The organism is Bradyrhizobium elkanii USDA 76 (assembly GCF_023278185.1).
Taxonomy (GTDB): domain Bacteria; phylum Pseudomonadota; class Alphaproteobacteria; order Rhizobiales; family Xanthobacteraceae; genus Bradyrhizobium; species Bradyrhizobium elkanii.
In genome coordinates this window covers 1,643,480-1,669,533 of the sequence record NZ_CP066356.1, presented here as the reverse complement: position 1 = coordinate 1,669,533, position 26,054 = coordinate 1,643,480, and the positions used below count along the sequence as shown (strand labels likewise).

Genomic DNA, 26,054 nt, shown 5'->3' with positions numbered 1-26,054 from the left:
CGGCATTTACCTGAGGCCAGCGGACCGGCGGCAGCGCGAGCACGCGCTCGGCGTCGGCGATCCAGCGACGGATCGCGGGATAGCGCGCGAGTTCGAGGCCGCCATCCTCCGCGACACGGGTATAAGCGAGCAGCGAGACGTCGGCGAGCGAGAACGCGTCTCCGACCAGAAATTGCGTGCCCGCCAGATGCCGCTCCAGATGATCGAGCGCGACATAGCCGCGCTTGACGAGGTTCGGATCGATCTCCGAGATGGCCTTGCCGAGATACACGGCCTGAAAGCGGCAGACGGCCACATAAGGCTCGTGGCTGTTCTGCTCCCAGAACATCCAGGCATCCATCTGCGCCGCGCGATAGGGATCGCTCGGGATCAGGTCGCTGCCGCGCGCGAGGTAGCGAATGATGGCGTTGGATTGCGCCAGCGTGCGGCCGTCATCCAGCTCCACCGTCGGCACCTGGCCCCAGCCGTTTCGCTTGAGGAATTCCGCGGTCCGGCTGCCGCCCTTCATGGTGTCGATCTCGACCCATGTGTACGGCAGCGCCAGCCTGTCGCACACCCACTTCACCTTCAGGCAGTTGCCTGAATTGGCGTCGCCGTAGATTTTCATGTGAGATTGCTCCGACCGTGAGGCGACAGAGCAGCAGCCGCTCCCCGGTCTGTCAACCGTCGCCGGCTATGGCAGCGGCGATCAGAACTTGTAGCCGGCGCCGACCCGGAAGCTGTTCATGTCGACGGCGATATTCTTGACCGCCGCGAAGCGCACATATTCCCACTCGCCGCGGAGAAACAACCCGCCGACCACGCAATATTCAAGCCCGAGGCCCGCGGTCCAGCCGATCGCATAGTTGTTCACCCGCTGCTCCGTCTGGGCGGCGCTGCCTGAGCCCAGGTAGTCGTTATGCTGAATTGTAACGGTGTTGTTGCCGACCGTCTGGGTCTCGGCCCAGGCATCGTACTTGTCAAACGACACCGTCGCCGAACGTGACACCGACATGCGTCCCACCGCAACACCGCCGAACATGTAAGGCAGGAAATTGCCTGCCGCCCATCCGGCACGTCCGCGGAAGGTCGTGACATCCTTGACCTGCAAGGCGGCGCTACCCGACAACGTGGTGTTGTAGGTGTAGGTGTGCCCGCTCGGAGGAGTCTCGCCCTTGGGATTCACGATCTGCCGCGTCATCGAGTCGCCCGCCGAACTCTCGAGGCCGTTCAGGTAATTGTAGTTGGCCTCGACGCCGAGCACGACGTCGTCCCATTGCCAGTTGCGGCCGACGAATGCGCCGAATCCGTTGCTCTGCGCATGGTTCTTCGGCAGCAGGGCCCAGCCCGAAACCGGGTCGGCCAGAACGCTCTCGCGCAGCATGAAGGAGGTCATCGCGCTTGGCGCGTGGCTGAAATCGATGTCGCCGGAGGTATAGCCGATCTGGCCGCCGACGTACCATCCTTCCCAGTTCCCGCTCCTGCTCGGTGCATCGACATAGGAGCCGCGCAGGATCGGAAAGTCCGGCAGGTCGGCAGCCTGCGCGCCGGTCACCGTTCCAATCATCATCGCTGCCAGCACCAACCTACGCATTGCAACGCTCCATCCACCGCACCTATGTCGCGTTGATCATCGCCTGTTAACCTTAACCAATCGTTGTCGCCGCCCGTTTTCGAGCACACAAGTTGCAGAAGTGCGCACATGGCGCGGCAAGGTTCGCGACATGACGCGGCAAAGAAAAACGGCGCGGGATGGTCCCGCGCCGTTGCAATCGTTAACCGTGAAGGCTGGAAATTAACCCTTGCGGATCAGCGGGGGCGGCGGCGGGGGCGGCACGTCGCAGCACGGCAAGGCCATGCGTACACCGAGCTTCACGTCCTGCGAGGTGATGTCGCGGAACTGGAAGCTCGAGGGACCGGCCGGCGTGCCGTCGAAGAAGTGACCCTGGCCGTGGCCGGCAGTGCCCATATCGAGGTAGCGATAGGCCAGTTCAACCGTGAAGTTGTTGGTGACCTTGTAGGCGACACCGGCATGCAGCGCCCAGGCGAAGTTGGTCTTGGTGGCGCCATCGGCGATGAAGGAGCTGGTGAGGCCCGACCCGCTCGGGAACGTCGCGACGTCGGAGAAGGCCGAGGTCTTGAGCGTCGCGGCACCGACACCGGCACCGATGAACGGCGTCAAACAGCCCCAGGTGCCGAGATCGGCGTAGACGTTGACGAGGCCGACCCAGCTCTGGATGCCGCCATGATAGGCGTCGCTCAGCGGGCTGGGCCCGGGGAACGTGAAGAAATCGGTGCCGTTGAAGCTTACCTTCGAGCGATACTCACCGGTGATGTCGGCGCGGAACCAGCTGTTGAACTGATAGCCGACGCCGATGCCGTAGAGCACACCGCCGTCGAAGCCGTGGCCAAACTGGTTGAAGGCGGTGCCGGCCGGCAGTGTGTCGTAGGCGTTGACGTGCAGCTTGGCCTGGGTGTTGGTCATGCCGATGTCGCCGCGCAGATACCAGCCGCCGAAATCCTGGACCGGCGGAGGAGCATACGCCATCGGAGGTGGCGGCATGATGGGCATGTCGGCAGCGAACGCCGCCGAGGACAACAGAGATGCCGCACCGGCGGCAATCAGGGTCTTTACGCTACGCATTGGCTTCGTCCTTTTGGGCCAAGTGAGGCGACACGAAAGCCCCACGTCTGAAACTCACGGCCGGACGATGGCAGGAAATGTTTAAGCGGCACTTAACCCTAATTTTTAAGGTTGATTTTCTCTCACCTTTTTCTGCGGCTGTCGCTTATGGGTCCATTAAAATGGCGCAGGAAGCGGCGAAACATCGCGATCTCGCCACAAGTGCTAATGAAGCGTTGACGCATGCGCGCCGTTCGCAGCGCACGCAAGCCGCGTGTATTAGCGAATGCTTAACGCGGGCGTCGCGTCTGCGGCCGAGCGTTCAGCGCACGGCCTTCGGCATCTTCGGCAGGAACACCGCGAGCAGGCCGATCGCCGGCAGGAAGGCGCACAGCTGATAGACGAAGGCGATCGAGGTGTGGTCGGCGAGCTTGCCGAGCACGGCGGCGCCGAGACCGCCGATCCCGAACGCGACGCCGAAGAACACGCCGGAGATCATGCCGAAGCGATGCGGCATCAATTCCTGCGCGAACACGATGATCGCCGACGTCGCCGACGAGATGATCAAGCCGATCACCACCGTCAGCACGGCGCTTGCGAACAGGCCGGCATAGGGCAGCGCCAGCGTGAACGGCAGCGCGCCGAGGATCGAGAACCAGATCACGTATTTGCGGCCGAAGCGGTCGCCGAGCGGCCCGCCGATGAACGCGCCCGCGGCATTGGCGGCAAGGAAGACGAACAGATAGAGCTGTGCCGCCTGCGTCGAGACACCGAACCGGTCGATCAGATAGAAGATGTAATAGCTCGACAGGCTCGAGACATAGAGCTGCTTGGAGAACAGCAGCGCCACCAGCACGATGAGCGCGATCCTCACGCGCCGCTGATCCGGATGGTCGGGATGCCGCGCGCTGGCGGCCGCCTTCCTGCCCGATATCTGCGGCTTGTACCAGACGCCGATGCGCCAGAGGATCACGATGGCAAGGAACGCGATCGAGGAGAACCAGGCGATCGAGGGCTGGCCGAACGGCACCACGATCAGTGCTGCGAGCACCGGTCCCATCGAGGTGCCGAAACTGCCGCCGAGCTGGAACACCGATTGCGCGAAACCGTAACGTCCGCCTGACGCCAGCCGCGCGATGCGCGACGATTCCGGGTGGAACACCGCGGAGCCAAGGCCGACCAGCGAAGCCGCGATCAGGATGACCCCGTAGGTGTGCGCAACGCTGAGCAGCAACAGCCCGAAGAAGGTGAAGCCCATGCCGATCGCAAGCGAGAACGGCTGCGCCTTCTTGTCGGTGAAATGCCCGACCAGCGGCTGCAGCAGCGATGCCGTGAACTGGAACGCCAGCGTGATCATGCCGATCTGCGCGAAGTCGAGCGCGTAATTGTCCTTCAGGATCGGATAGACCGAAGCGATCAGCGACTGCATCGTGTCGTTGAGGAAGTGCGAGAAGCTGATGCCGGCAAGCACGACATAGGCCGGCCCCGCCACGGCCGCTTTCGCAGCCGTCAACTCCGGCACCGGCACCGGCACCGGCTCGCCCAGCGCCTGTTTGCTCACGACGGGTTTGTTCAATGCAGCATTCCCGGACAGATTCGCAAAAATACCTCCGTGTCGTACGACGCGGAGGTGAGCCGGACCAGTTGCGTTAGCCGATGGCAGCGATGCGCTGTGTGGTTCTCAGCAACAACCGTCCCGCCTCCCCGTCATCCTGAGGAGCGGCCGCTTGGCCGCGTCTCGAAGGATGAATCGGCCACCAGCCGGGTCGTACACCCTTCGAGGCTCGCCCAGCGGCGCAATTGCGCCGCAAGGCTCGCACCTCAGGATGACGGGACTGGCAGCTCGATATGGAATCAGCAGTCCTATGCCGCGGCGGCGTGGCCGAGTGCGCTGACGATGTTGTCGACGACCTCTTCCACCAGGATGCGATCGTCGCCCTCGCCCATGACGCGGATCACCGGCTCGGTGCCGGAGGGGCGGATCAACAGACGGCCATGGCCGTTGAGGCGCTTCTCGCCGTCGGTGATCGCGGATTTGACCTCGGCGTCGTCGAGCGGCTTGCCGCTGCGATAGCGCACGTTCTTCAGGATTTGCGGCAATGGATCGAAACGCCGGCAGATCTCCGACACCGGGCGGCGCAGCTTCTGCACCACGGCCAGCACCTGCAGCGCCGCGACGAAACCGTCGCCGGTCGTCGAATAGTCCGACATGATGATATGGCCCGACGGCTCGCCGCCGAGATTGTAGCCGCCGCTCAGCATCTGCTCGAGCACGTAGCGGTCGCCGACCGGCGTGCGGACCATCTGCAGCCCGAGACCCTGCAGGAAGCGCTCCAGCCCGAGATTGGACATCACGGTCGTGACGATGCCGGGCTTGGCGAGGCGCCCCTCTTCCTTCCAGCTCTGCGCGATCACCGCGAGCAGCTGGTCGCCGTCGACGATGTGGCCGCGCTCGTCGACCAGGATGACGCGATCGGCATCGCCGTCGAGCGCGATGCCGATGTCGGCGCGCATCTCGCGCACCTTCCGCGACAGCGCTTCCGGCGAGGTGGAGCCGCATTCCTTGTTGATGTTGAAGCCGTCGGGTTCGACCCCGATCGGCACCACGTCGGCGCCGAGCTCCCACAGCGCTTCCGGCACCACTTTGTAGGCGGCGCCATTGGCGCAATCGACCACGACGCGCAGGCCGTCGAGCGAGAGATCGCGCGGCAGCGTGCGCTTGGCGAATTCGATGTAGCGGTCATGGACGCCGTCGATGCGGCGGGCGCGGCCGAGGCTCGCGCTCTGCGCCAGGCGGCGGTCGAGCGATTCGTCGAGCAGCTGCTCGATCTGCTTCTCGACATCGTCGGACAGCTTGAAGCCCTGCGGGCCGAACAGCTTGATGCCGTTGTCCTCGAACAGATTATGCGACGCCGAGATCATGACGCCGAGGTCGGCGCGCATCGACTTGGTGAGCATCGCGATCGCCGGGGTCGGCATCGGGCCGACCAGCAGCACGTCCATACCGACCGACGTGAAACCCGCGACCATGGCGTATTCGATCATATAACCGGACAGCCGCGTGTCCTTGCCGATCACGACGCGATGGCGATGGTCGCCACGCTGAAACACCAATCCCGCGGCCTGCCCCACCTTGAGCGCGAGCTCCGGCGTGATCAGTCCATTGGCGCGGCCCCGAATTCCATCGGTCCCGAAATATTTGCGGCTCATGTAACCCCCAACACGGACCTCTCGAACCACCCGGCGAGAGAGTCCCGAACGCCTACCAGTCTAGCGTGCATCGGCCTTATAGACTGCCAGGCGCTAAAATGACTTCAAAAAATATGATGAATCATTACCGGGGCCAAACCCCGTGCTTCGACATTAACGCACTGAAAGATATAACATTATTACTCTTTCGGCAACCTGGGGAACGAACGTCGTCCCCTACCCTTTGCCGTTGCGCTTGACGTGCTGGTCGCCCTTGGTGGGGGCCGGCTGGGTGACATTGACCGGGTCGGAACCGGGAAACGTCTCCTCCAGCCCCTCTTCCAGGGCCTCGTCGAGCCGGCGCTTCTCGGCGGTCTCGTCTGCTTTCGGCTTGGAGCCTGATTGGGTCATCGCGCTCTCCCATCCGTCTTCGATTTGGCAGGCCCCCCATCCATGCTAGATGACGACAAGATCGAACACCCGCAAGACTTGCTGCCTAAAACAGGGCTCGCGACATCGAACTTGCGACACAGAAGAAGGGCCGGGACCGTCCATGAAGCACATTACCTGCATCGAAGATCTGCGCCAGCTGCACAAGCGCCGGGTGCCGAAGGCGTTTTTCGATTATGCGGACCGCGGCTCCTACACCGAGGACACGCTGCGCGCGAATTCGGAAGATCTGCAGCAGATCAAGTTCCGCCAGCGCATCCTGGTCGATGTGTCCAAGCGCACCCTGGCGACCACGATCCTCGGCGAGCCCGCGGCAATGCCGCTGATCCTGGCGCCGGTCGGCCTGCTCGGCATGCAGCATGGCGACGGCGAGATCTACGCCTGCCGCGCCGCTCAGGCGGCCGGCATTCCCTTCACCCAGAGCACGATGTCGATCTGCTCGATCGAGGACATCGCGGCCGCCGTCGACAAGCCGTTCTGGTTCCAGCTCTACGTCATGAAGGACCGCGGCTTCATCAAGTCGCTGATCGAGCGCGCAATCGCCGCAAAATGCTCGGCGCTGGTGTTGACCGTCGACCTGCAGGTGATCGGCCAGCGCCACCAGGACATCAAGAACGGCATGACGGTGCCGCCGGAATGGTCGCTGTCGAAGCTGATCGACTTCGCGACCAAGCCCGCCTGGGTGTCAGGCGTGCTGCAAGGCAAGCGCCGGACCTTCGGCAACATTGCCGGCCACGTCAAAGGCACCGAGGATCTGACGAAACTGTCGGAATGGACCGCCTCGCAGTTCGACACCTCGCTGAACTGGAAGGACATCGACTGGATCCGCAGCATCTGGCCGGGCAAGCTGATCCTTAAAGGCATCCTCGACGTCGAGGACGCCGAGCTTGCCGCCAAGACCGGCGCGCAGGCGATCGTGGTCTCCAACCATGGCGGCCGCCAGCTCGACGGCGCACCGTCCTCGATCGAGGTGCTGCCGGAGATCGTCGATGAGGTCGGCTCGAAGCTCGAGATCATGTTCGACGGCGGCATCCGCACCGGCATGGACGTGATGCGGGCGCTGGCGCTCGGCGCAAAGTCCTGCATGATCGGCCGCGCCTATGCCTATGGCCTCGGCGCCGGCGGCCAGGAAGGCGTCGCCAAGGCGATCGATATCCTCGGCAAGGAACTCACCACCACGATGGGGCTGTGCGGCGTCAACACCATCGCCGAGATCGACGATCACGTGCTCGCGGTGTGAGGCAATCGCCATCCGGCCCACAGTCGTCGTCCCGGCGAAAGCCGGACCCATAACCACAGCCGTGCGAGACTAGAACACGGCTGTGGCCACAGCTCTTCTCAACAATCGTCATCGGCGGCTATGGGTCCCGGCTTTCGCCGGGACGACGTGTTGAGAGAGGTTGCGCTTCACATCGGCGGCGTAATCCCGTCGCGGCCGACATTGACGCGGTTGGCTTCCAGCGTGCCGTCGTCCTTCTTCACTGCGCCGAAGATGATGATCTTGGCGCCAGGCTTCAGCTCCGACTTGTCGCCGGCGACGAAGGTGACGACCGGGGTGGCCGGCGGCACCACGACTTTCTTCTCGCCGTCCTTGTACTTCACCGTGATGTTCTGACCGTCGGTGCCCTTCACGGTCTCGGCGACGGTGGCGTTGGTCATGGTCGAGTTGGCGCGCAGGTCCCAGGGGCGGAAGCCTTCGGCGGCGCCGCGCTGGTTCTCCGGGAAGATGTGAACGGCGATCGCCTTCTGCATTCCGTCGGGCTCGGGCATCGCGGTGACGCCGATATAGGAACCGGGCTTGATCTCCGACAGATCGGTCTTGGCGACGCCGAACACCGCGACGTTGTCGGTGGTCCGCACCTTCATGTCGGCGCCGTCGCGCGACTTGATCGACAGCATGGCGCCGTCGACGGCCTCGATGGTGCCGCGAATGCGCACCGCCGGCGGCTGCTGTGCGGATGCAGGCGAGGCAAAGGCAACGAGAAGCAATGCGGCGAACAGCTGCGATTTCGGCATGGTGTCCCTCATGGGTTTGGCTGGCGAATCAGGGAACACCGGGGAGTTGAAGGTATTCCGTGCGGCTACCTCCCGTTCGCGGGAAAGGTGACCGTTCAACAACTACGGACCGGATGAGGGGGCCGTTACTGCGATAACGGACAGGTGATGCGCTCGCGTGTTCCGATGTAGCCCGTTCAGATCGTGCGTCACATCGGCGGCGTGAGGCCGTCGCGGCCGACGCTGACGCGGTCGGTCTCAAGCGAGCCGTCGGGCAGTTTCTTCATGAAGGCGATCACCCTGGCGCCGGCCTTGAGGTCCGCCTTGTCGCCGGGAACATAGGTCACGACAGGCGTGTCGGGTGAGACCTGGACCGTCTTCTCACCGTCCTTGTACTTGACCTGCAATGTATGACCGTCATTGCTGACCACGGACTGCGCGACGGTCGCATTCGTCATGCTGCTGTTCGGCTTCAGATCATAGGGCCGCGAGCCTTCGCCGGTGCCGCGCATGTTCTCCGGGAAGACATGCACTTCGACCGCCTTCGGCACGCCGTCAGGGCCGGGCACCGTGGTGGTGCCGATGAAGGAACCGACCTTGATGTCGGACAGCGCGATCTTGGTGAGGCCGAGCACCACCATATTGCCCGCCATGTGCAGCTTGACGTCCTCGCCGCTTCGCGACTTCACCGCCAGCGTATCGCCATCGACGCTCTCGACGGTTCCACGCACCCGCGTCGGCGTCGGCGGCTGCTGCGCAAGCGCATAAAGCGTGGATGCCGTCACCATCGCGAGCGCGATGCACGGACGAATGAGATGGGAACGGCTGGCAGGCATGGTGATCTCCGGGAGGGAACGCGGGGGACTAACACGAGACACCGTCCGGAGACGCTATTCCAGGCCTCAAGTCTTTGTGAGATCGGCTTCGACCAGCCCACGCAGTTCCGCTGTAACTTGCGGGCGTTGGCCGAACCACAATTCAAAACCGCGCACCGCCTGATGCAGCAGCATGCCGAGCCCGTCAGCGGTCTTCAGGCCACGCGCCTCCGCCGCCGCGAGCAGCGGCGTCACCAGCGGCACATAGACAATATCGGAAACAACCGCATTTTGCGGCAGCAACCCCACATCGACCTCGAGCGCGGGCTGGCCATGCTGGCCGAGCGACGTGGCGTTCACTAGCAGCCCTGCGCGCGGCAGCAGCTCGCTGACCGTGTCCCACGTCGCGGGATGAACGCGCGCGTCGAACTGGTCGGCCAGCGCACGGGCACGGTCGATGGTGCGGTTGACCAGATGCACGCGCGCGATCCCACGCTCGATCAGGCCGAACACCACCGCACGGGCCGCGCCGCCGGCGCCGAGCACCAGCGCATCTTCGGTCTTGTCCCAGCCGGGCGCGCAGGCGTCGAGATTGTTGATGAAGCCTTCGACATCGGTGTTGGTCGAGCGCAACTCGCCATCGGCGAACCACAGCGTGTTGGCGGCGCCGACGGCACGGGCGCGCTCGTCCGGCGCCGACAGCGCCAGCGCGCGCTCCTTGTGCGGAAGGGTGACATTGGCGCCGACGAAGCCGCGCAGCGACAGGCGAAACAGGAAATCCTTGAAATCCTCCGGCGGCACCGCCTCGATCACATAGCCGCCCTCGATGCCGAGCGTGCGCAGCCAGTAATGATGGATCAACGGCGAGCGGGAATGCGCGGCGGGCCAGCCGATCAGGCACGCGGCGCGGGTTTTGCTTGAGGACGTCATGATCGTGACATCGGCCAAGGCGGGCGCGCTGTCAATCCGTCCGCTTCGCGGTTGCGGCAACCAGCGCGCTGAGGGCGAACGCAGCGGCTGCGGCGAACCAGATCGCGGCGAGGTTGATCCAGCCATAGGCCATCGCCCCGGCGAGCGCACCCGCGACCAGCGCCGCCCATAGCAGCAGGTTCGGCAGCCAGGCCCAGCCCGCGCCGCCGGTGAGCGCGGCGGCGATCAGCTGACCGGCCTTCACCAGCGCCCCGGTGACGTAGGTGAGGCCGAGCCCGGCGCCGCCTTCGAGCTGGAATACGGCGTTCTCGAGTCCCATCGCCAGCACGATGGCGGCGACCGCGGCGCTCGGCAGGCCGTAGGCATAGGCCACCGCCGCCGCCGTCAACAGCCACGCCTCGAAGAGCAGGAGCAGGGGCTGGCGATGCGCCAGCGCGCTGAGCACGATGAGGCTGCCGGCTGCGGCGCCGGCGACAAACAGCACGATCAGCGCCAGCGCTTCCAGGGCGTGCTGCCAATGCCCCTCGGCCAGCGTCACGCCAAGCCGCGTCGAGTTGCCGCTCATGAAGGAGACGAACAACCCGCCGAGATGCAGATAGCCGATGCCATCGACATAGCCGGCCAGCGCGCTGAGCGCGCAGGCCAGCGCCAGTTTACGGCGGGATTCAAGCATGACGGTGGGAATCGCTCCCGGTGTTCAGAACGACAATGTTCATGAAAGTAGTCGGCTTGGGAAGAAAGGGAGCGAAGCAGTCTCCCCGTCATTGCGGGGCGATGCGACAGCATCGAATCCCAATGCGCAATTGCGCATTGGGAAATCTCGAGATTCCGGTTTCGCTCGCTGGCGCGAGCGCTCCGGAATGACAATTGGATCAGGCCGCGTCGCGATGCGCGGCGATGATCTGGTCGGCGGCGCGGCCCGTCACCTCGGCCATGCGGTCGAACTGGCGGGTGAAGGTGCCGGCGCCGGCGGTGGCGGAGCGCAGCTCGACGATCAGGTCGCCGATCTCGGATTCCGGCATCGTGGCGCGGACGCAATCCCAGCCGATCCAGCCCTCGCGGGTGTCGAAGCCGAGGATCTGGCCGCGGCGCGCCGACAGGATCGCGTTGATCTTGGCGGTGGCGTCGGTCGGACAGACGATCTCGACCATATGGATCGGCTCCAGCAACACCGGCTGGCACTGCGGCAACCCCTCGCTGACCCCGATCCGCGCCGCGGTGCGGAACGCGAGATCGGACGAGTCGACGCTGTGATAGGAGCCGTCGGTCAGCGTGACATCGACGTCGATCACGGGGAAGCCGAGCGGACCGCGCGCCAGCGCGTCGACGACGCCCTCTTCCACCGCGCCGATATAGTTGCGCGGCACCGCGCCGCCGACCACCTTCTCGTGGAATTCGAAGCCAGAACCACGCGGCTTCGGCTTGATGTCGAGCACGACATCACCGAACTGGCCGTGGCCGCCGGACTGCTTCTTGTGCCGGCCGCGCTGGGTGATCGGCTTGCGGATGGTTTCCTGGTAGCCGATCGCCGGCGGATGCGATTTGACGTTGACGCCGTAACGGTCCTTCAGCCGCTCCTGCGCCACGCGCAGATGCATCTCGCCCTGCCCCCACAGCACGGTGTCGTGGGTGCGCGGGTTCTGGATCATCGTCAGCGAGGGATCTTCCTCGTTGAGCCGCAGCAGCGCCTGGCCCAGCTTGACGTCGTCCTTGCGGTCGGTCGCGGCAATCGAGATCGACAGCACCGCCGCGGCAGGCTCGACCTTGACCAGCGAGGCCGGCGCCGTCTTGCCGCTCGAGACCGTATCGCCGGTCTTGATCGCATCGAGCTTGCCGAGCGCGACAGTGTCGCCGGCCTCGGCCTGCGGCCGCTTGCTGTCATGCGCGCCCGAGACCGCGAGGATGCCGGAGACCCGCCCGCTCTCGCCGCTTGAAGATTGCAGCGTCGCGCCGTCGTCGAGCCGGCCCGCAAGCACGCGCGCCAGCGACAGCTTGCCGCCGTGCTGCAAGTGCACGGTCTTGAACACATAGGCCAGCGCATCCTTCTGATCCTTGATGCCGAGCCGATTGGCGGTCTCGGCAACGCCGGGCGCCTCATGGCGCAGCGCCTTCATCAGGCGAAGTACGCCGTTCTCGCGGCTCGCAGCACCGAGCAGCACCGGGCAGATCAGCCCTTCGCGCAGCTCGCGGGCGAGATCGTCGAACACGGCATCGCGCGGCGGCTGGATGTCCTCCAGCAATTGCTCCATCAGCGCGTCGTCATGATCGGCAAGCTTCTCCAGCATCGAGAAGCGCGCTTCCTTCTCGCGATCGAGATTGCCGCCCTCGAGCGCCATCACCTCCGACGGCTTGTGCTCGCGATAGACGAAGGCGCGCTCCAGCGCGAGATCGACAAAGCCTTCGATCAGATCGCCGTTCCAGATCGGGATCTGGCGCAGCACCAGCGGCACGCGCGAGGCCGGCTGCAGCGTCGCAAGCGTCTCGCGGACGCGCTTGTTGGCGCGGTCGATCTTGTTCAGGAATAGAAAACGGGGAATTCCGAGCTCCTCGAGCTCGCGCAGGATGATCTGCAGCTGCGGCAGCTTCTTCTCATCGGCTTCGCAGACCACGACCGCGGCATCGACCGCCGGCAACGCTGCACGCATATCGTGCGCGAATTCGATCGAGCCGGGACAATCGATAAAGGTGTAGCTGTCCCCCATAAAGGTCGTGGTGGCGGCTGTCAGGCCTACGCCCATCTTGTGCTGACGCGCCTCGGGGCTGGCATCGCCGACGGAGGTTCCGGCATCGACGCTGCCGGCATTCTTAATGGCGCCAGTTCGCGCCAGGATCGCTTCCAGAAGTGTGGTTTTACCGCTTTGGAAAGGGCCCACCAATGCGATGCACCGTGGACCTCGGGGACTTCTGACGTCTTGTCCCATTGCCGCCTCCTCGTTTTGGAGCTCGGCCCATGATTGGGTCGGCGACCGTTTATGCTCTGCCTGCGTTTGACATTTGGCAAGCGGGAAAACGTCGCTGCGGTGCGGCGTCGCGTAAGTTTGCAATCCCGAGCCATCGTCCGGACAATTGCGGCCGCTGCGTCAGTTCCTTCGCGCAAGTCCCGGAGCAATCTCGCCCAAGCGCGTCACAAGGTCGAGCAGACGCTGCACGGCGGGCGAGACATCTTCATCGCGCCACGCAATCGTGAGCGGCGCCGTCACTGCCGGCGCGGCAAGCCGGACATAGGCCACGCCGCGACCGGTCTGCGCGCGTGCCGCGGCCTCCGGGACGAGCGATACACCGACGCCGGCGGCGATCAGGCCAATCGCGGTCTGCAGATGCAGCACCTCCTGCGCGAGCCGCGGCGTGAAGCCGGCGGCCTGGCACGCGGCGACGATCAGTCCGGTGACCGACGGCTCCGGTCGCGCCGGATACAGCACGAAGGCGTCGTCGGACAATTCGGCAAGCGCAATGTCGTCCCGCTCGGCAAGTGGGTGCGCGCGCGGCAACGCCGCGACATAGGGCTCCTCCAGGATCAGGCGCTGGGCAAGACCCGCCTCCGGCACTAGCGCCGGGCGTGCGAAGCCGACATCGATCCGGCGTCGCCGCAGCGCTTCGGCAATCTCGGCCGCCAGCATCTCGTCGAGCACGAGCTCGACGTCGGGACAGGCGTCGCGATAGCTGCCGATGAGATCGGGCAGACCGGCGAACATCGCCGAGCCGACGAATCCGATCGCGAGCCTGCCGGCCTGGCCGCGCCCGACGCGCCGCGTGTCCGCAACCGCGTCCTCGAAATTTGCGAGCAGGGAGCGGGCGCGCGCAAGCAGCAGTTCGCCCGCCTCGGTGAGCCGAACAGGACGGCTATTCCGCTGCAGCAATGTCACGCCGAGTTCGTCCTCGAGCTGACGGATCTGCTGGCTCAGCGGCGGTTGCGCGATGTGCAGCCGCTCGGCCGCGCGGGTGAAGTTCAATTCCTCGCCGAGCGCCACGAAATATCTGAGATGTCGCAGTTCCATGCTGGCGGTATAGCACGGCGGCGGGTGCCGCCAGTCATACGCAATAGCTCTGCAACCGTATCGAACGAGTATTGGACCGGACGCGCGAACGCGGACAGCCTGCGGCAAACCACAGGGAGTCCCCATGACGGCGCTGGAAAAAGCCTTCGCGGAAGCAGCCGCGGCAGGCATCACGCAACAGAAGATCGATATCGGCGGCCTGCGCGTCAACGTCGCGCGCTTCGGCAAGGGCGCGCCGCTGCTGCTGCTTCACGGCTGGCCGGAATTCTGGCTGGTGTGGCGCCCGCTGATGCTACGCCTCGGCGACAGTTTTGAATTGATCGCGCCCGACTTGCGCGGCTGCGGCGACACCGGCAAGCCGACGCCGGGGCCCGATGCGTCCGCCACCGCGGAGCGCCACGCGCTGGATATGTTTGCCGTCATGGACGCGCTCGGTCATGACCGCTTCGGCGTGATCGGCGGCGATCTCGGCGCCTATGTCATGCAGGCGATGTCGCATCGACAGCCGCAGCGGCTGACCGGCACGCTCTATCTCTGCACGCCCTATCCGGGCCTCGGCCACCGCTACGGCCAGCCCGGTCACCTGATCGAGGTCTGGTATCAATACTTCCAGCAGCTGCCATGGGCCGCGCAATTGGTCGGAAGCTCGCGCGAGTCATGCCGGCTCTACTTCCGACATTTCCTCGACCACTGGTCGGGCGACGATCCCGCCGTGTTCGGCGATCTGCTGGAAGCCTATGTCGATAACTTCATGAAGCCGGGCAACATCCAGGGCGGCTTCGACTGGTATCTCTCGTCCGCGCCCAATCGTCGGCGCTGGCTGGAAGGCAAACTGCCGCCACAGCCGCGCATCGACGTGCCCTCGCGCTTTCTCTGGGGCCGCCGCGATCCGTTGATCGCGCCCGAATGGTCGGACAGGCTGGGAGACCATTGGAGCGAACCTTCGATCAGGTTCGTCGACACCGGGCATTACGTTCACGCCGAGGCGCCCGGGATCGTTGCCGAAGAAGCAAGCGGCTTCTTCGGCAAGCTGATCAACCGCAAGGGCGCGCGTTAGCGACCCGGCCGCAACTCCAGGCTCTCGAGGCCGGCGGCGATGTTGATGCCGACCTGGCCCTGCACGCTGAGCGGCTGCAGGGCGATCGTGTTGTCGGAGCCGCCGACCAGCACGTTGCCGCCGACGCCGACGCCGAGCGTCGCGCTGCCCTGCGCGCCGGCATAGTTGCCAGAGAGCGCGCCCGGGCCGAGCCGCTCCACCGGTGCGTAGACGCCCCAGGCCAGCGCCGATTCCTGGGTGATGCCGAGATCGATGCCGACCTTCTGGATGGTCGCGATGTAGCGATCCTCAGGCAGACCATTGGCGCGCAGCACGCAACCGAGATGGGTCACGGAACCGACGATGAAGCCGACGCTCGCGCCGCCGCGACATTCCAGGACGCCGACCTGCACGCGCTGGATCGGCTGTTGGGCGCTGGCGCCGACGACTACGCTCAGCATGGCAATGGCAGCACCGGCGAGGAGAGTGAAGCGACGCATGTTGGGGAGTCTCCGGCTGAAAGGCATGACGCGAGCAGAGAACAGAACGGCGCCGTGTCTGCGGCGCCGTCCGCATCCTATGCCACAACACCGCTTGTCCGGCCAGAATTTGCGGTGCCCGGCCACCGATTGTCAGGAGATGTTGCGGCGCTGCTATGTTCCTTTCGGCCTGCCGATGTGGTCGAGCAACGGACAGCAAACAACGGACAACAAAAAAGAGGCCCGCTTTCGCGGGCCCCTTGATCAGGCACCAACCAACTTAGTGGTGGTGATGATGACGGTGGTGACGGTGATGCCGGCGCGGACCGTTGTAGCGGACCGGCTCGAGATCGATGCCGGCAATGCCGGCCGCGACGTTGAGGCCGGTCTGGCCCTGCACGCTGATCGGCTGCAGCGCATAGGCGTTGTTCGGACCGCCGAACAGGAAGTTACCGCCGGCACCGAGGCCGACCGAGGCGTTGACGCCGACGCCGCCGTAGCTGCCGGCCAGCGCACCGCGCGGAAGCTGGGTGGTCGGCGCGCTCACGGCCCAGGCGAGCTGGGTCGTCGCGGTGACGCCGAGGTCGACGCCGATCCGCTTCACGGTCGCAACATAGGGCTCGGGCCGACGGCCGCCGCTCTGGAACACGCATTCGAGGCGCGCGACAGAGCCGACAACGAAGCCGACATTCTCGCCGCCCTGGCATTGCAGGACCCCGGCTTGAACCTGAGGCGCCGCGTTGGCGGTGGCGAACGGCGCCAGCAACGCAAGCGCTGCAAGGGTGAGGGTCGAAAGTCGCATTGAACTGTCTCCGCAAGGTGAACTGAATTAGCGCGGCGGACAGGAAGGAAGGCTCGTGTCCAAAACAAGGCAGTGCGCAAAGAGGCCGTAAAAACTTCCCGCGTGTGGCATCGATGTTCGCACACACGCGCGTGAGGTGAGCAGGATGTGATTTGACTCGTCGAATTTACCGGCGCGCGATCTCAGCACGCAAAAAAAGCTCCCGCACCAAGTGCGGGAGCGTTTTTCAAGTTCGGATCGAACTACCGCAGATTGCCGCAGAAGCGCTGGATGCGCTTGCAAGCATCCTCGAGATCGGAGGTCTTGGTGGCGTAGGAAATGCGGAACGCGGGTCCGAGCCCGAACGCCGATCCCTGCACCACGGCGACGCCTTCGCTCTCGAGCAGTTCGGTGACGAACGCCTCGTCGTTGTCGATCAGCTTGCCCGACGGCGCCTTCTTGCCGATCGTGCCGGCGCAGGACGGATAGACGTAGAATGCGCCTTCCGGCCGCGGGCACTCGATGCCGCTCGCCTGGTTGAGCATCGACACCACGAGGTCGCGACGCTCCTTGAACACCTTGTTGTTCGCGGCGATGAAGTCCTGCGGACCGTTGAGCGCCTCGACCGAAGCCCACTGCGCGATCGACGACGGGTTCGAGGTCGACTGCGACTGGATCGTCGCCATCGCCTTGATCAACTGCGCCGGGCCGCCGGCATAGCCGATGCGCCAGCCGGTCATGCAGTAGGCCTTCGACACGCCGTTCACGGTCAGCGTGCGATCGTACAGGCTCGGCTCGACCTGCGCCGCCGTGGTGAAGACGAAGTCGTCATAGACGAGGTGCTCGTACATGTCGTCCGTCATCACCCAGACATGCGGATGCCTGACCAGCACGTCGGTGATCGCCTTGAGCTCGCTCTTCGTATAGGCCGAGCCGGTCGGGTTCGACGGCGAGCACAGGATCACCCATTTGGTCTTCGGCGTGATCGCCTTCTCGAGATCTTCCGGACGCAGCTTGAAGCCGGTCGAGGCCGGGCAAACCACCGGCACCGACTCGCCGCCGGCGAGCGCCACCATCTCGGGATAGCTGACCCAGTACGGCGCCGGGATGATCACCTCATCGCCCGGATTGATGGTCGCCATCAGCGCGTTGTAGAGCACCTGCTTGCCGCCGGTACCGACGATGACCTGGTTCGGCTTGTAGGTCAGGCCGTTCTCGCGCGCGAACTTGTTGATGATGGCTTCCTTGAGCTCCGGAATGCCGCCGACATCGGTGTACTTGGTCTTGCCGGCCTCGATCGCGTGGATCGCAGCCAGCTTGATGTTGGCGGGCGTATCGAAGTCAGGCTCGCCGGCGCCGAGGCCGATGACGTTGCGGCCCGCGGCTTTCAGCGCGCGTGCTTTGTCCGTGACCGCGATCGTCGCGGACGGCTTCACACGGTCGAGCGCAGCGGACAGGAAGGCCATTATCATCTCCTGGCAAACGTCGTGAGCCGTTGGGCCACGACTTGATTTGAATGGGATCGTGGCACCCTAGGCCTGTCGCCGCTGCACCGCAAGAAGCTTGGCGGTAAAGCACGAAAACTTTCGCGCATGGCTCGCCGCGCGCGCAATTTTCCGCAAGTTCCGGCGCCGGATGACTCATATCCGGCAAGCCCGGTGACCACAGCTCTGGCCTTGCCGGCAGGGCCTCCGCGGTATGCGCCGGCGCGGATTGCTCCGAGGACAATGCCGCGCGGCACCAGCCGCACAGCGCTGGCGGCGGGCCGTCAACGCCGGCCGGCGCGTCGTGCCGCCAAGGATGGCGCGTTAAGGTTTGCGAATTGCAGCGCGCCGGCCATGGTCGCGACCTTGGTATCAACCTTGCCATCGACCGGCACCGTGCAGAGCGTCGCGCAGGCGTGATCCGAGTTGTTCTGCCGTGTTGATGGAATCGTTCTGCACGCGTGCAGTGCGGTAGACGTTTCGACTTTTTCCACACTGCAGGGCTTGCGACGCACCCCCGTCGGCATCATTGTTTAGCGGCGTTGCGGTGTGACAGGCCGCGCAATTCGAGCGTACCGTCTCCCTGACCCGAGTGAACACCGACGCAATGTACAAGCTCTATTCGATGCAGCGCTCCGGCAACAGCTACAAGGTCCGGCTGGCGCTTGCCGTGCTGAACACGCCGTACGAGGCGGTCGAGATCGACATCCTGCGCGGCGAGAGCCGCACCCCGGAATTCCTGGCCAAGAATCCGAGCGGCCAGGTGCCGTTGCTCGAGGTCGCCGAAGGCCGCCATCTCGCCGAGTCCAATGCCATCCTCTGGTACGTCGCAATCGGCACACCGCTGGCGCCGGAGTCGCGGATCGAGCGCGCCGAGGCGCTGCAGTGGATGTTCTTCGAGCAGCACGCGCTGGAGCCGAACATCGGCGCAGCCTATTTCTGGCTGTCGCTGGTCAAGGGCGGACGCGACCTGCAGACGCACGCGCTGGAGGACTGGATGGAGCGCGGCTATGCGGCGCTGCAGGTGATGGAGAATCACCTCAAGGACCACACCTATTTCGCCGCCGGACAGCTCACCGTCGCCGACATCGCGCTCTACGGCTACACCCACGTCGCCGACCGCTGCGACTTCGACCTGGCGACCTTTCCGTCGATCCGCGCCTGGCTCAAGCGGGTCGAGCAGACCCCCGGATTTGTCTCGATGGACTGGCAGCCCGGTACCAAGGCCGAGCCTGAGCCCCACCTCGCGGCCGGCGTCTGACCGGTTGGGTGTGAATCCAGGGAATAACGGGGAAACTGCCTAAATAACGGGCAAAACCCGCACCGCCGCCGCATTTTAGCCATTTTGGACGGCGCCACCGCCGCAATGTTGCCGGTCACAACCGGCAGATTCGCGCGGTTGTCGCGAGTGATTCGCTCGCGGCCTGAGGGATTTAGACCATGAAACGGTGGTCCGGCACGGCAGGCTTCGATGGCCGCCCTGCCCCGGTGGCATCATCCCGGCTGACGAACGCGATCGCCGCGTCGCTCGCGCTTGGCGCGCTGACGCTGTGCCTGGTCGTCGCCGTGACCGTGCTGTCGAGCAACGTCACCATGGCAACGGCGATCCCGGCGTAATCAAGCAATTTCGGTTGGCACCTGATCCGCGGCAAGGCGCGGGAGAGACAGCGGCGCGACATGATGAAGACCCCCGTCGGACTTGTGACCGTGACGCTGTCGGCGGCGATCCTGCTGGCGGCATCGCTCCTGATCGTGACCGGCACGCAAGGCGAAGACCACGCACGCCCCGCCCATGTCACGACGCCCGCCGCCAAGCCGGCCCCGCCCCACTAGCTCAGGCGCAAAGCGCATTACCCCCATTTGTGGAAGATCAGAAACGCGCCGGCGGCGATGAAGGCAAATCCGAGCGCGTGATTCCAGCCCAGCGGCTCCTTCAGGTACAACACCGAGAAGGCGGCGAACACGACCAGCGTGATCACCTCCTGCATGGTCTTGAGCTGCGCCGCCGAGTAGACCGCGCTGCCCCAGCGATTGGCCGGCACCGCCAGCCAGTATTCGAAGAAGGCGATGCCCCAGCTCACCATGATGACGATGGGGAGCGAATGACCCTTGAACTTGAGATGGCCGTACCAGGCGAAGGTCATGAAGACGTTCGAGGCGAACAGCATCAGGATCGGCAGCAGCGACGGCGAAATGGCGGGCATCGATTGTCCTTTTGCAAGCAAAGCACGCGGTAACCCGCAGGCACGGAACCGGGTTCCGCGCCGATCTGCATATCATTTGATTTGAAAGCAGCGAAAGCTGGTTCGGCCCCCGCAACGCCCGCTTAACGGTCGGGACGGAAATGCCGGCGCGGTTGCGGCCCTGTCGTCAAACTGCGGCTTTATCGTTCGTTTGACAGACAGCGAGGACGCGCATGCGGTTCGACTGGCGTGCAATTTCAGGTCCGGCCCTGACGACGATCACGGCATCCGCCGCGTTCCTGCTCGATCGCCTCGTTGTCGCCGTCCCCAATCCCGCGCCGCTGTTCGTCTGCATCGTGGCGCTTGCGAGTTCGATCAGCGGTATCACTTCCGGGCTGATCTCCGCCGCGATCGCGGTGGCCGCCTCGGCGCTGTTTTTCCTCGATCATCGCGCGCTGCCCGGTTACGACACCGCCGACGTCGCGCGGATGCTGATGCTGGCGGCGACTGCGGCCGGCACCGCTGTGATCACCGGGATGCTGCGGCAGAAATGGATCGACGCCTTTGCCGCGGACCAGCAGCATCACGCCACCGCGGAACGGCTCGCCGCCGCGCTCGATCAGGTCGACATCGGCATCGTGCTGCTCGACGCCGACACCCGCGCCGAATTCATCAACCGCGCCTTCCGCGACTATTTCGCGCTGTCGGATGCGCAGGCCGAGAGCAAGCCGCCCTTCGTCGCGCTGATGTATCACGGCCGCGACACCGGCGCCTTTGAACTGCCGGAGGACGAGCTGAGCGCATTCATCGCCGAGCGCATCGCGATGATGCGCGCCGGCGACTCCACGCCGATCAATCTCAACCTCGCCGACGGCCAGGTGCTGCGCTTCAGTTGCACCGCGCTGCCGGACGGCGGCCGCATGCTGAGCTACACGCCGGTGACCGACCTCGTGCGGCACACCGACGATCCCGCGAAGGCCGATGAATATCGGGCGCAGCGCGCCGGGCGCGAGCGCCGTCTGGCGCGACTGCTGCGCGCCGCCGAGTGAGGCGCGACCGCGTCCGCGATTGATCCTGCGAGGTAGCGACGGTAGAACCTTGCGAGCGGTGCGGAGGCATCGCCCGCAACCGCAGGATCATCCAGGGATGTCCATGGCCGACGACGTCACCATCCGCTTCGTCACGCGCGACGACTACGCCCAGTGGCTTCCTCTGTGGGACGGCTACAATGCCTTCTATGAGCGATCCGGACCGACCGCGCTTGCGCCCGAGATCACCGCGATGACGTGGGAGCGCTTCTTCGATGCCTATGAGCCGGTGCACGCACTGGTCGCCGACGCCGGTGGCAGATTGCTCGGGCTGACGCATTATCTGTTTCACCGCTCGACCACGGCGATCGCGCCGACCTGCTATTTGCAGGATCTGTTCACCAGCGAAGCCGCGCGCGGCAAGGGCGTCGGCCGCGCGTTGATCAACGGCGTCTACACGCAGGCCAGGCTCGTGGGTTCGCCGCGCGTCTACTGGCAGACGCATGAGACCAATCACACCGCAATGCAGCTTTATGACAAGGTCGCGGACAAGCCCGGCTTCGTCATCTATCGCAAGATTGTCTGAGCGGATCTTCGCGGCCTGTGGATTGAACAGAGGTGTCACCGGCACGTTACAAAGCCCGGCTAGGCTTCCGCTCGCGCAGATCAGGCCCCCCGTCTCAGATCTTCGCCGAGCGGTCCCCGTCAGTCGCCGCGTCTGACCGGGACCGCTTTTTTTGCGACATCTCATTTTGCGACATCGCCATGCGTGATTGGCGGTAGAACGGCACCTTGCCGGGCCTTGGCGTGCTTGTCACAATGCGCGGCACCCCTCGCCTATCCCACAGGATTGTCTCATGGAAATTCGTAATCTCGGCGGCTCCGGGCTGCGCGTGTCCGCGGTCGGCCTCGGCTGCAACAATTTCGGCCAGCGCACCGACCTCGAAACCTCGCGCAAGGTGATCCACAAGGCGATCGATCTCGGCATCACCCTGTTCGACACCGCCGACATCTATGCCGGCATGGGCGGCTCGGAGACCGTGCTCGGCACCGTGCTGGGCGACCGCCGCAAGGACATCGTGCTCGCCACCAAATTCTCCAAGCCGATGGCGACCGACGGCACCAAACAGGGCGCCTCGCGGCGCTACATCATGTCGGCGGTCGAAGCGAGCCTCACCCGCCTGAAGACCGACTATATCGATCTCTACCAGCAGCACGACTACGATCCGCTCACACCGATCGATGAGACGCTGCGCGCGCTCGACGATCTCGTGCGCCAGGGCAAGGTGCGCTACATCGGCAACTCCAACTTCCCGGCCTGGCGGATCGCCGAAGCCGAGCACGTCGCGCGCCAGATGAACGTGAACCGCTTCGTGTCCTGCCAGGACGAATACAGCCTCCTGGTGCGCGACATCGAGAAGGACCTGCTGCCGGCGGCGCAAGCATACAATCTCGGCCTGCTGCCCTTCTTCCCGCTCGCCAGCGGCCTGTTGACCGGCAAGTACCAGCGCGGCGCCGCTGCACCCGCCGACACCCGCTTCGCCAAGGCGCCGGCCCTGAAGGATCGCTACGTCACGCCGCGCAACGAGGACATCGTCGAGAAGCTGCAGGCATTTGCGAAGGAGCGCGGCCACTCCATGCTCGAGCTCGCCTTCTCCTGGCTCGCCGCCCGCTCGCAAGTCGCAAGCGTCATCGCCGGCGCCACCCGCCCCGAGCAGATCGAGCAGAACGTCAAGGCGATCAGCTGGAAGCTCTCCGCGGAGGAGATGGCGGAGATCGATGGGATCACGAAGGGGTGACACTTGCGGTCGTGTAACCGCAGCGTCGTCCCGGCGAAAGCCGGGACCCATAACCACAAATGCGCGTGGTTACGCCATGCTGTGGCTCCAGCGCGCCCCAACAATCACCAGCGGTGGTAATGGCTCCCGGCCTTCGCCGGGACGACATCGTGATTGAGGCTCGCCGTCAAGCCACCAGCCCCTTCATCGGCTTTACCGGGGCGCTGTCCGGAAACACGGCATCAGCCAGCACGCGCTCGCCGAGGCCGAACTGGTCGTGCAGCACGCCCTTGATCACTGCGCGCAGGTCGGTGGTCGGGGCGAGGTCGCGGGCCTGGTAGAGATTGGCGGGCTTGAGGCCGGGCCAGTCGGTGATCATGCGGCCGCCATTCACCGCGCCGCCGGCGAGCAGCGCGATGGTGCCGGTGCCGTGGTCGGTGCCTTCGGTGCCGTTGATGCGCGCGGTGCGGCCGAACTCGGTCGCGACCACGATCACGGTGTCGCGCCAGCGCGCGCCGAGCCCGCTCTGGAATTCCGCCAGCGCGCCGTCGAGGCCGCCGAGCAGCTGCGCGAGGCGGCCGACCGGCCCGCCTTCATTGGCATGGGTATCCCAGCCGTCGAAGGCGAGCGCGCCGATCCGCGGGCCGTCATCGGCCGCCATCAATTTCGCGGCGCCGCGCGCCACGAGGCGCATCGCCGCCACGCCGCCCGCCCCTTGCTTCGGCTTCATCTCGTCGCCCTGCGCCTGCTTCTCGAGCTGCAAGCCTTGCGTCAGCGCGCTCGCCAGCGCCGGATCGCGGTGCTGATAGAGATCGAGCAGCCGCATCGCGGTGTCGTCAGCGGCTTGCGGCAGAGCGGTCGGGGCCCAGCCGACGGTCGGCGCCGCGCCGCGCAGCACCAGCGGCGTGGTCGGGCCGACCGCGAGCGCGCTCGTCACCCGCTCGCCTTTCGGCAGCGCCTCCAGCGCGCGGTTGAGCCAGCCGGACTGCACGCGGCCCGGACCGGGGAAGCCGCTCTCCAACACATCCTGGCCATCGAAATGCGACCGATCGCGATAGGAGGTCGCCACTGCATGAACCACCGCAGCCTGCTTGGCGCGATACATCCGCGAAAATTCCGGCATCGCCGGATGCAGGCCGAAGAACGGATCGAGCATCACCGCTGCGTTCGGCCCATCGGGGCGCAGCGCGATCGCGCCATGCAGGCCGGCATAGTCAGGGTCACCGACCGGGGCGACCGTGGCAAGGCCGTCGAGCGCACCGCGCAGGATGATGGTGACGAAGCGCGGATCGCGGCCATCGGCGGCGCGCGCGAATTTCGGCAAATAGGCCCAGGCTGCAAAGGAGGCGCCGCCGAGCAGCAGCGCGCGCCGCGACGTCGCCTGCAGCATCATGCTCTCAGAGCATTCCATCGTCATCTCCTCTGGAACTCGGGCGACATCAACAGCAGCGCCAGCGCCTGCTGCCGCGATTCCGCACGCTCGATGGTGCGCCGTGTCTCGGGCGAGGCTGCATCGGCGGCAATGAGCTCGAGCAGGTCGCGCGGGTCGAACCGGTCGGCGAGTTGGGAGGCGACTTGCGCCGAAATGTCGAGCCTGAGCTTGACGCCTTCAGGTGCCGCCCAGGCCGCGGCGATGTCCGGAAATCCGTTCGGCCCGGCCGGCGACCACAAGGGTTGGCCGAGCACGTTGAGGCCGTTGAGATAGCGGCCCGGATCCTCGGGATTGCGCGCCAGCAGGCGGCCGGATGCGACCAGGAATTCGTAAGGCGAACGCATCTTCGTCAGTGGCGCCTGCCAGGCCTCGTTAGACTGAACCAGCGCGGTGGCCAGCGCCCTGAGATCGCCGTCTGTCTTCGTGAACGTATCCTGCAGCCTCGCCACCAGCGCCGGCGGCGGATCGTCGGCGACGAAGTGGCGCGCGAACTTGGTCGCGATGAATTTTGCGGTCGAGGGATGCTGGGCGATGTCCGACAGTACCGCCTCGCCCTGCGCGACGCCGGCTTGCGCGTAGGTCTTGCCGAGCACCTGCTGCGGTCCGGGCTGGTGCGCATTGGCGTTGAACACGAAGCTGCCGGGCACACCTAACTGGCCACGGCGGCCGGCAAAGGTCCAGCCGGTGATGACGCGCGCCAGCGCCGTCACGTCGTCCTGGGTGTAGCCGCCGCCGACGCCGAGCGTATGCAGCTCCATGATCTCGCGCGCGAGGTTCTCGTTCAGGCCGCGATTGCGGTTGATGCCGGCGCGCGACTCCTGGCCGAGCGATTGCTGGTTGTCGAGAAAGAACAGCATCGCCGGATGCTGCTCGACGGCCTTCAGCATGTCCGGGAAACGGCCGAGCACATGGGGACGGATCGCCTCGCGCTCGAACGAGCCGGCCCACATCCGCGCCAGCGCGCCCTTGTTGGCGGAGATGCAGAAGTGGTTGGACCAGAACACCACGAGCCGCTCGACGAAGCCGCAATCGGCGACCACGCCGCGTTGCAGCCGTGCCAGCGCCTCGGCGCGGAACGTCTTCTGGATGATGTTGAGCGGCTGCGCCGGCGGCTTGGGCGGACCGGCCAGCGGCTGTATCGTCGGAGGCTGCATCGGAGCCGACGGCGTCATCGCCGCATTGGCGTTGTCAGGCGCCTGCATCGCCGAATCCTTCCCGGCGATCTCCTTGGCGGCGGTGGGCAGCGACAGGTTGCGCCGCGGCTGCGGCTTGGCGTCCGGTCCTTGTGGCGGCGTCTCGCTCGCGCCTTGCTTCGCGGCGTTACGCGCCTGCTGGATCTCGAACTGATAGTCGAACACCTGCTTGCCGAGTTCGGGTGTCGAGAGCAGGCCCGGCACTTCGAGCAGCGCGCCGTTCGGACGCGCCAGTTCCGCGAGCACGAAACCGCGCGGATCGGACGCCGCGTTGATGAAGTCGCCGGACGCCCCGCCGCGGGCGCCGAATCCAAACCGGTTGAGGGCAACCAGCGCGGCTTGCGAATCACGGGCCATCAGAATTCCCTCGACCATTCCCCGGGCGATTTCCCTGGCCGCCTATCCCGGCTATATCTGTCGCACGGCATCATAGCGCGGTCCGGGATGAACCCGAGATTAACTCGCGCATTAAATCGCGGTTAGAATGGACCTCACGTCAAACGATCGTTCGGAACCAGCATCTCCGCGCCGGCTTGCCTGCACGGCATGCGGCAGCGAATTTTCCTGCTCGCTCACGGGCGCATGCTGGTGCTCCGATGAGAGTTTTCGCCTGCCGATGCCGACCGACGGCGGCGACTGCCTGTGCCCCGCATGCTTGCGCAAGCTCGCGGAACAGCAAGCAGC

Annotated in this window: 25 protein-coding genes and 1 pseudogene; 8 read left to right on the top strand and 18 right to left on the bottom strand. The window is 65.4% G+C overall.

The genetic code is table 11. From position 1 onward, the window contains the following. Positions 1–19: 19 nt before the first annotated feature. The 6 genes and pseudogenes from JEY66_RS08000 to JEY66_RS07975 form a co-directional block, all read right to left on the bottom strand. Positions 20–607 (bottom strand): annotated as a pseudogene (locus tag JEY66_RS08000) (glutathione S-transferase family protein); the annotation flags it as partial. Positions 608–688: 81 nt separating this feature from the next. After that, positions 689–1,573, bottom strand: coding sequence for an outer membrane protein (locus tag JEY66_RS07995; RefSeq protein ID WP_026193348.1), 885 nt, complete (start codon positions 1,571–1,573; stop codon positions 689–691). A 201-nt stretch (positions 1,574–1,774) separates the two neighbouring features. Further along, positions 1,775–2,623 carry an outer membrane protein gene (locus JEY66_RS07990; RefSeq protein ID WP_026193349.1) on the bottom strand — a complete coding sequence of 283 codons (849 nt, stop codon included), beginning with the start codon at positions 2,621–2,623 and terminating at the stop codon, positions 1,775–1,777. Between the two features lie 301 nt (positions 2,624–2,924). Further along, positions 2,925–4,178: an MFS transporter gene (locus tag JEY66_RS07985; RefSeq protein WP_018273575.1), complete on the bottom strand. Its 1,254-nt coding sequence runs from the start codon at positions 4,176–4,178 to the stop codon at positions 2,925–2,927. Positions 4,179–4,465: 287 nt separating this feature from the next. Beyond that, the gene (gene glmM, locus JEY66_RS07980) at positions 4,466–5,812 is read right to left on the bottom strand and encodes a phosphoglucosamine mutase (protein ID WP_016846677.1); all 1,347 of its coding nucleotides are present in this window, start codon (positions 5,810–5,812) and stop codon (positions 4,466–4,468) included. A gap of 216 nt (positions 5,813–6,028) precedes the next feature. Further along, positions 6,029–6,202: a hypothetical protein gene (locus JEY66_RS07975; protein WP_016846678.1), complete on the bottom strand. Its 174-nt coding sequence runs from the start codon at positions 6,200–6,202 to the stop codon at positions 6,029–6,031. A 142-nt stretch (positions 6,203–6,344) separates the two neighbouring features. Between JEY66_RS07975 and JEY66_RS07970 the strand changes: the two genes are divergently transcribed. After that, positions 6,345–7,481, top strand: a complete 1,137-nt coding sequence (locus JEY66_RS07970; protein WP_016846679.1) for an alpha-hydroxy acid oxidase — start codon at positions 6,345–6,347, stop codon at positions 7,479–7,481. A 167-nt stretch (positions 7,482–7,648) separates the two neighbouring features. On the opposite strand, the gene JEY66_RS07965 is transcribed toward JEY66_RS07970, so the two are convergent. The 6 genes from JEY66_RS07965 to JEY66_RS07940 all read right to left on the bottom strand — a co-directional run bounded on the left by JEY66_RS07965 (position 7,649) and on the right by JEY66_RS07940 (position 13,976). Beyond that, positions 7,649–8,257 carry a hypothetical protein gene (locus tag JEY66_RS07965; protein WP_016846680.1) on the bottom strand — a complete coding sequence of 203 codons (609 nt, stop codon included), beginning with the start codon at positions 8,255–8,257 and terminating at the stop codon, positions 7,649–7,651. A 188-nt stretch (positions 8,258–8,445) separates the two neighbouring features. Continuing rightward, positions 8,446–9,024, bottom strand: a complete 579-nt coding sequence (locus JEY66_RS07960) for a hypothetical protein (RefSeq protein WP_016846681.1) — start codon at positions 9,022–9,024, stop codon at positions 8,446–8,448. Between the two features lie 114 nt (positions 9,025–9,138). Next, entirely contained in the window at positions 9,139–9,981 is an 843-nt protein-coding gene (locus JEY66_RS07955; RefSeq protein ID WP_038378765.1) for a shikimate dehydrogenase, read from the bottom strand. Between the two features lie 31 nt (positions 9,982–10,012). Further along, complete coding sequence (locus JEY66_RS07950; RefSeq protein ID WP_016846684.1) at positions 10,013–10,654, bottom strand: YoaK family protein; 642 nt, start codon at positions 10,652–10,654, stop codon at positions 10,013–10,015. Positions 10,655–10,853: 199 nt separating this feature from the next. Then, complete coding sequence (locus JEY66_RS07945; RefSeq protein WP_026193350.1) at positions 10,854–12,902, bottom strand: elongation factor G; 2,049 nt, start codon at positions 12,900–12,902, stop codon at positions 10,854–10,856. 159 nt (positions 12,903–13,061) lie between these two features. Next, positions 13,062–13,976 (bottom strand): LysR substrate-binding domain-containing protein, encoded by a 915-nt coding sequence (locus JEY66_RS07940; protein WP_016846686.1) that lies wholly within the window; start codon positions 13,974–13,976, stop codon positions 13,062–13,064. Positions 13,977–14,100: 124 nt separating this feature from the next. Between JEY66_RS07940 and JEY66_RS07935 the strand changes: the two genes are divergently transcribed. Then, positions 14,101–15,033: an alpha/beta fold hydrolase gene (locus tag JEY66_RS07935; RefSeq protein ID WP_016846687.1), complete on the top strand. Its 933-nt coding sequence runs from the start codon at positions 14,101–14,103 to the stop codon at positions 15,031–15,033. Here JEY66_RS07935 and JEY66_RS07930 read toward each other — a convergent pair. From JEY66_RS07930 to JEY66_RS07920, 3 genes are all read right to left on the bottom strand, one after another. Continuing rightward, positions 15,030–15,512: a DUF992 domain-containing protein gene (locus JEY66_RS07930; RefSeq protein ID WP_026193352.1), complete on the bottom strand. Its 483-nt coding sequence runs from the start codon at positions 15,510–15,512 to the stop codon at positions 15,030–15,032. The two genes, JEY66_RS07935 and JEY66_RS07930, sit on opposite strands and share 4 nt — an antisense overlap. Before the next feature lie 259 nt (positions 15,513–15,771). Then, positions 15,772–16,293, bottom strand: a complete 522-nt coding sequence (locus JEY66_RS07925; RefSeq protein WP_016846689.1) for a DUF992 domain-containing protein — start codon at positions 16,291–16,293, stop codon at positions 15,772–15,774. Between the two features lie 242 nt (positions 16,294–16,535). Continuing rightward, entirely contained in the window at positions 16,536–17,738 is a 1,203-nt protein-coding gene (locus JEY66_RS07920; RefSeq protein ID WP_018273579.1) for a pyridoxal phosphate-dependent aminotransferase, read from the bottom strand. A 625-nt stretch (positions 17,739–18,363) separates the two neighbouring features. Here JEY66_RS07920 and JEY66_RS07915 point away from each other — a divergent pair. The 3 genes from JEY66_RS07915 (at position 18,364) to JEY66_RS07905 (ending at position 19,589) form a co-directional block, all read left to right on the top strand. Beyond that, entirely contained in the window at positions 18,364–19,017 is a 654-nt protein-coding gene (locus JEY66_RS07915) for a glutathione S-transferase family protein (RefSeq protein ID WP_026193353.1), read from the top strand. 179 nt (positions 19,018–19,196) lie between these two features. After that, positions 19,197–19,373 carry a hypothetical protein gene (locus JEY66_RS07910; RefSeq protein WP_016846694.1) on the top strand — a complete coding sequence of 59 codons (177 nt, stop codon included), beginning with the start codon at positions 19,197–19,199 and terminating at the stop codon, positions 19,371–19,373. Positions 19,374–19,433: 60 nt separating this feature from the next. Continuing rightward, entirely contained in the window at positions 19,434–19,589 is a 156-nt protein-coding gene (locus JEY66_RS07905; protein WP_016846695.1) for a hypothetical protein, read from the top strand. Between the two features lie 17 nt (positions 19,590–19,606). Here the strand turns inward: JEY66_RS07905 and JEY66_RS07900 are convergent, their stop codons facing one another. Beyond that, a complete protein-coding gene (locus JEY66_RS07900) occupies positions 19,607–19,960 on the bottom strand; it encodes a DMT family protein (RefSeq protein ID WP_016846696.1) in 354 nt (117 codons plus the stop codon). Between the two features lie 212 nt (positions 19,961–20,172). On the opposite strand from JEY66_RS07900, the gene JEY66_RS07895 reads away from it, so the two are divergent. From JEY66_RS07895 to JEY66_RS07885, 3 genes are all read left to right on the top strand, one after another. Next, positions 20,173–20,988, top strand: coding sequence for a PAS domain-containing protein (locus JEY66_RS07895; RefSeq protein ID WP_016846697.1), 816 nt, complete (start codon positions 20,173–20,175; stop codon positions 20,986–20,988). Between the two features lie 103 nt (positions 20,989–21,091). After that, positions 21,092–21,553 carry a GNAT family N-acetyltransferase gene (locus JEY66_RS07890; RefSeq protein ID WP_026193354.1) on the top strand — a complete coding sequence of 154 codons (462 nt, stop codon included), beginning with the start codon at positions 21,092–21,094 and terminating at the stop codon, positions 21,551–21,553. 271 nt (positions 21,554–21,824) lie between these two features. Further along, positions 21,825–22,766: an aldo/keto reductase gene (locus JEY66_RS07885; RefSeq protein WP_018273580.1), complete on the top strand. Its 942-nt coding sequence runs from the start codon at positions 21,825–21,827 to the stop codon at positions 22,764–22,766. Between the two features lie 166 nt (positions 22,767–22,932). Here JEY66_RS07885 and JEY66_RS07880 read toward each other — a convergent pair whose 3' ends face one another. Both JEY66_RS07880 and JEY66_RS07875 read right to left on the bottom strand, forming a co-directional pair. Continuing rightward, a complete protein-coding gene (locus JEY66_RS07880; protein ID WP_018273581.1) occupies positions 22,933–24,162 on the bottom strand; it encodes a DUF1501 domain-containing protein in 1,230 nt (409 codons plus the stop codon). Continuing rightward, a complete protein-coding gene (locus JEY66_RS07875) occupies positions 24,159–25,727 on the bottom strand; it encodes a DUF1800 domain-containing protein (RefSeq protein ID WP_026193355.1) in 1,569 nt (522 codons plus the stop codon). Before JEY66_RS07875 ends, JEY66_RS07880 begins: the two co-directional genes overlap by 4 nt. Positions 25,728–26,054: the final 327 nt, after the last annotated feature.

Bases quoted from the DNA above. Each gene is read 5' to 3' on its own strand.
- JEY66_RS07880 (WP_018273581.1), bottom strand. From the start codon at position 24,162: ATGACGATGGAATGCTCTGAGAGCATGATGCTGCAGGCGACGTCGCGG.
- JEY66_RS07925 (WP_016846689.1), bottom strand. From the start codon at position 16,293: ATGCGACTTTCGACCCTCACCCTTGCAGCGCTTGCGTTGCTGGCGCCG.
- JEY66_RS07940 (WP_016846686.1), bottom strand. From the start codon at position 13,976: ATGGAACTGCGACATCTCAGATATTTCGTGGCGCTCGGCGAGGAATTG.
- JEY66_RS07990 (WP_026193349.1), bottom strand. From the start codon at position 2,623: ATGCGTAGCGTAAAGACCCTGATTGCCGCCGGTGCGGCATCTCTGTTG.
- JEY66_RS07975 (WP_016846678.1), bottom strand. From the start codon at position 6,202: ATGACCCAATCAGGCTCCAAGCCGAAAGCAGACGAGACCGCCGAGAAG.
- JEY66_RS07920 (WP_018273579.1), bottom strand. From the start codon at position 17,738: ATGGCCTTCCTGTCCGCTGCGCTCGACCGTGTGAAGCCGTCCGCGACG.
- JEY66_RS07900 (WP_016846696.1), bottom strand. From the start codon at position 19,960: ATGCCCGCCATTTCGCCGTCGCTGCTGCCGATCCTGATGCTGTTCGCC.
- JEY66_RS07895 (WP_016846697.1), top strand. From the start codon at position 20,173: ATGCGGTTCGACTGGCGTGCAATTTCAGGTCCGGCCCTGACGACGATC.
- JEY66_RS07915 (WP_026193353.1), top strand. From the start codon at position 18,364: ATGTACAAGCTCTATTCGATGCAGCGCTCCGGCAACAGCTACAAGGTC.
- JEY66_RS07960 (WP_016846681.1), bottom strand. From the start codon at position 9,024: ATGGTGACGGCATCCACGCTTTATGCGCTTGCGCAGCAGCCGCCGACG.
- JEY66_RS07965 (WP_016846680.1), bottom strand. From the start codon at position 8,257: ATGCCGAAATCGCAGCTGTTCGCCGCATTGCTTCTCGTTGCCTTTGCC.
- JEY66_RS07890 (WP_026193354.1), top strand. From the start codon at position 21,092: ATGGCCGACGACGTCACCATCCGCTTCGTCACGCGCGACGACTACGCC.
- JEY66_RS07935 (WP_016846687.1), top strand. From the start codon at position 14,101: ATGACGGCGCTGGAAAAAGCCTTCGCGGAAGCAGCCGCGGCAGGCATC.
- JEY66_RS07910 (WP_016846694.1), top strand. From the start codon at position 19,197: ATGAAACGGTGGTCCGGCACGGCAGGCTTCGATGGCCGCCCTGCCCCG.
- glmM (WP_016846677.1), bottom strand. From the start codon at position 5,812: ATGAGCCGCAAATATTTCGGGACCGATGGAATTCGGGGCCGCGCCAAT.
- JEY66_RS07995 (WP_026193348.1), bottom strand. From the start codon at position 1,573: ATGCGTAGGTTGGTGCTGGCAGCGATGATGATTGGAACGGTGACCGGC.
- JEY66_RS07905 (WP_016846695.1), top strand. From the start codon at position 19,434: ATGATGAAGACCCCCGTCGGACTTGTGACCGTGACGCTGTCGGCGGCG.
- JEY66_RS07885 (WP_018273580.1), top strand. From the start codon at position 21,825: ATGGAAATTCGTAATCTCGGCGGCTCCGGGCTGCGCGTGTCCGCGGTC.
- JEY66_RS07875 (WP_026193355.1), bottom strand. From the start codon at position 25,727: ATGGCCCGTGATTCGCAAGCCGCGCTGGTTGCCCTCAACCGGTTTGGA.
- JEY66_RS07950 (WP_016846684.1), bottom strand. From the start codon at position 10,654: ATGCTTGAATCCCGCCGTAAACTGGCGCTGGCCTGCGCGCTCAGCGCG.
- JEY66_RS07930 (WP_026193352.1), bottom strand. From the start codon at position 15,512: ATGCGTCGCTTCACTCTCCTCGCCGGTGCTGCCATTGCCATGCTGAGC.
- JEY66_RS07945 (WP_026193350.1), bottom strand. From the start codon at position 12,902: ATGGGACAAGACGTCAGAAGTCCCCGAGGTCCACGGTGCATCGCATTG.
- JEY66_RS07970 (WP_016846679.1), top strand. From the start codon at position 6,345: ATGAAGCACATTACCTGCATCGAAGATCTGCGCCAGCTGCACAAGCGC.
- JEY66_RS07955 (WP_038378765.1), bottom strand. From the start codon at position 9,981: ATGACGTCCTCAAGCAAAACCCGCGCCGCGTGCCTGATCGGCTGGCCC.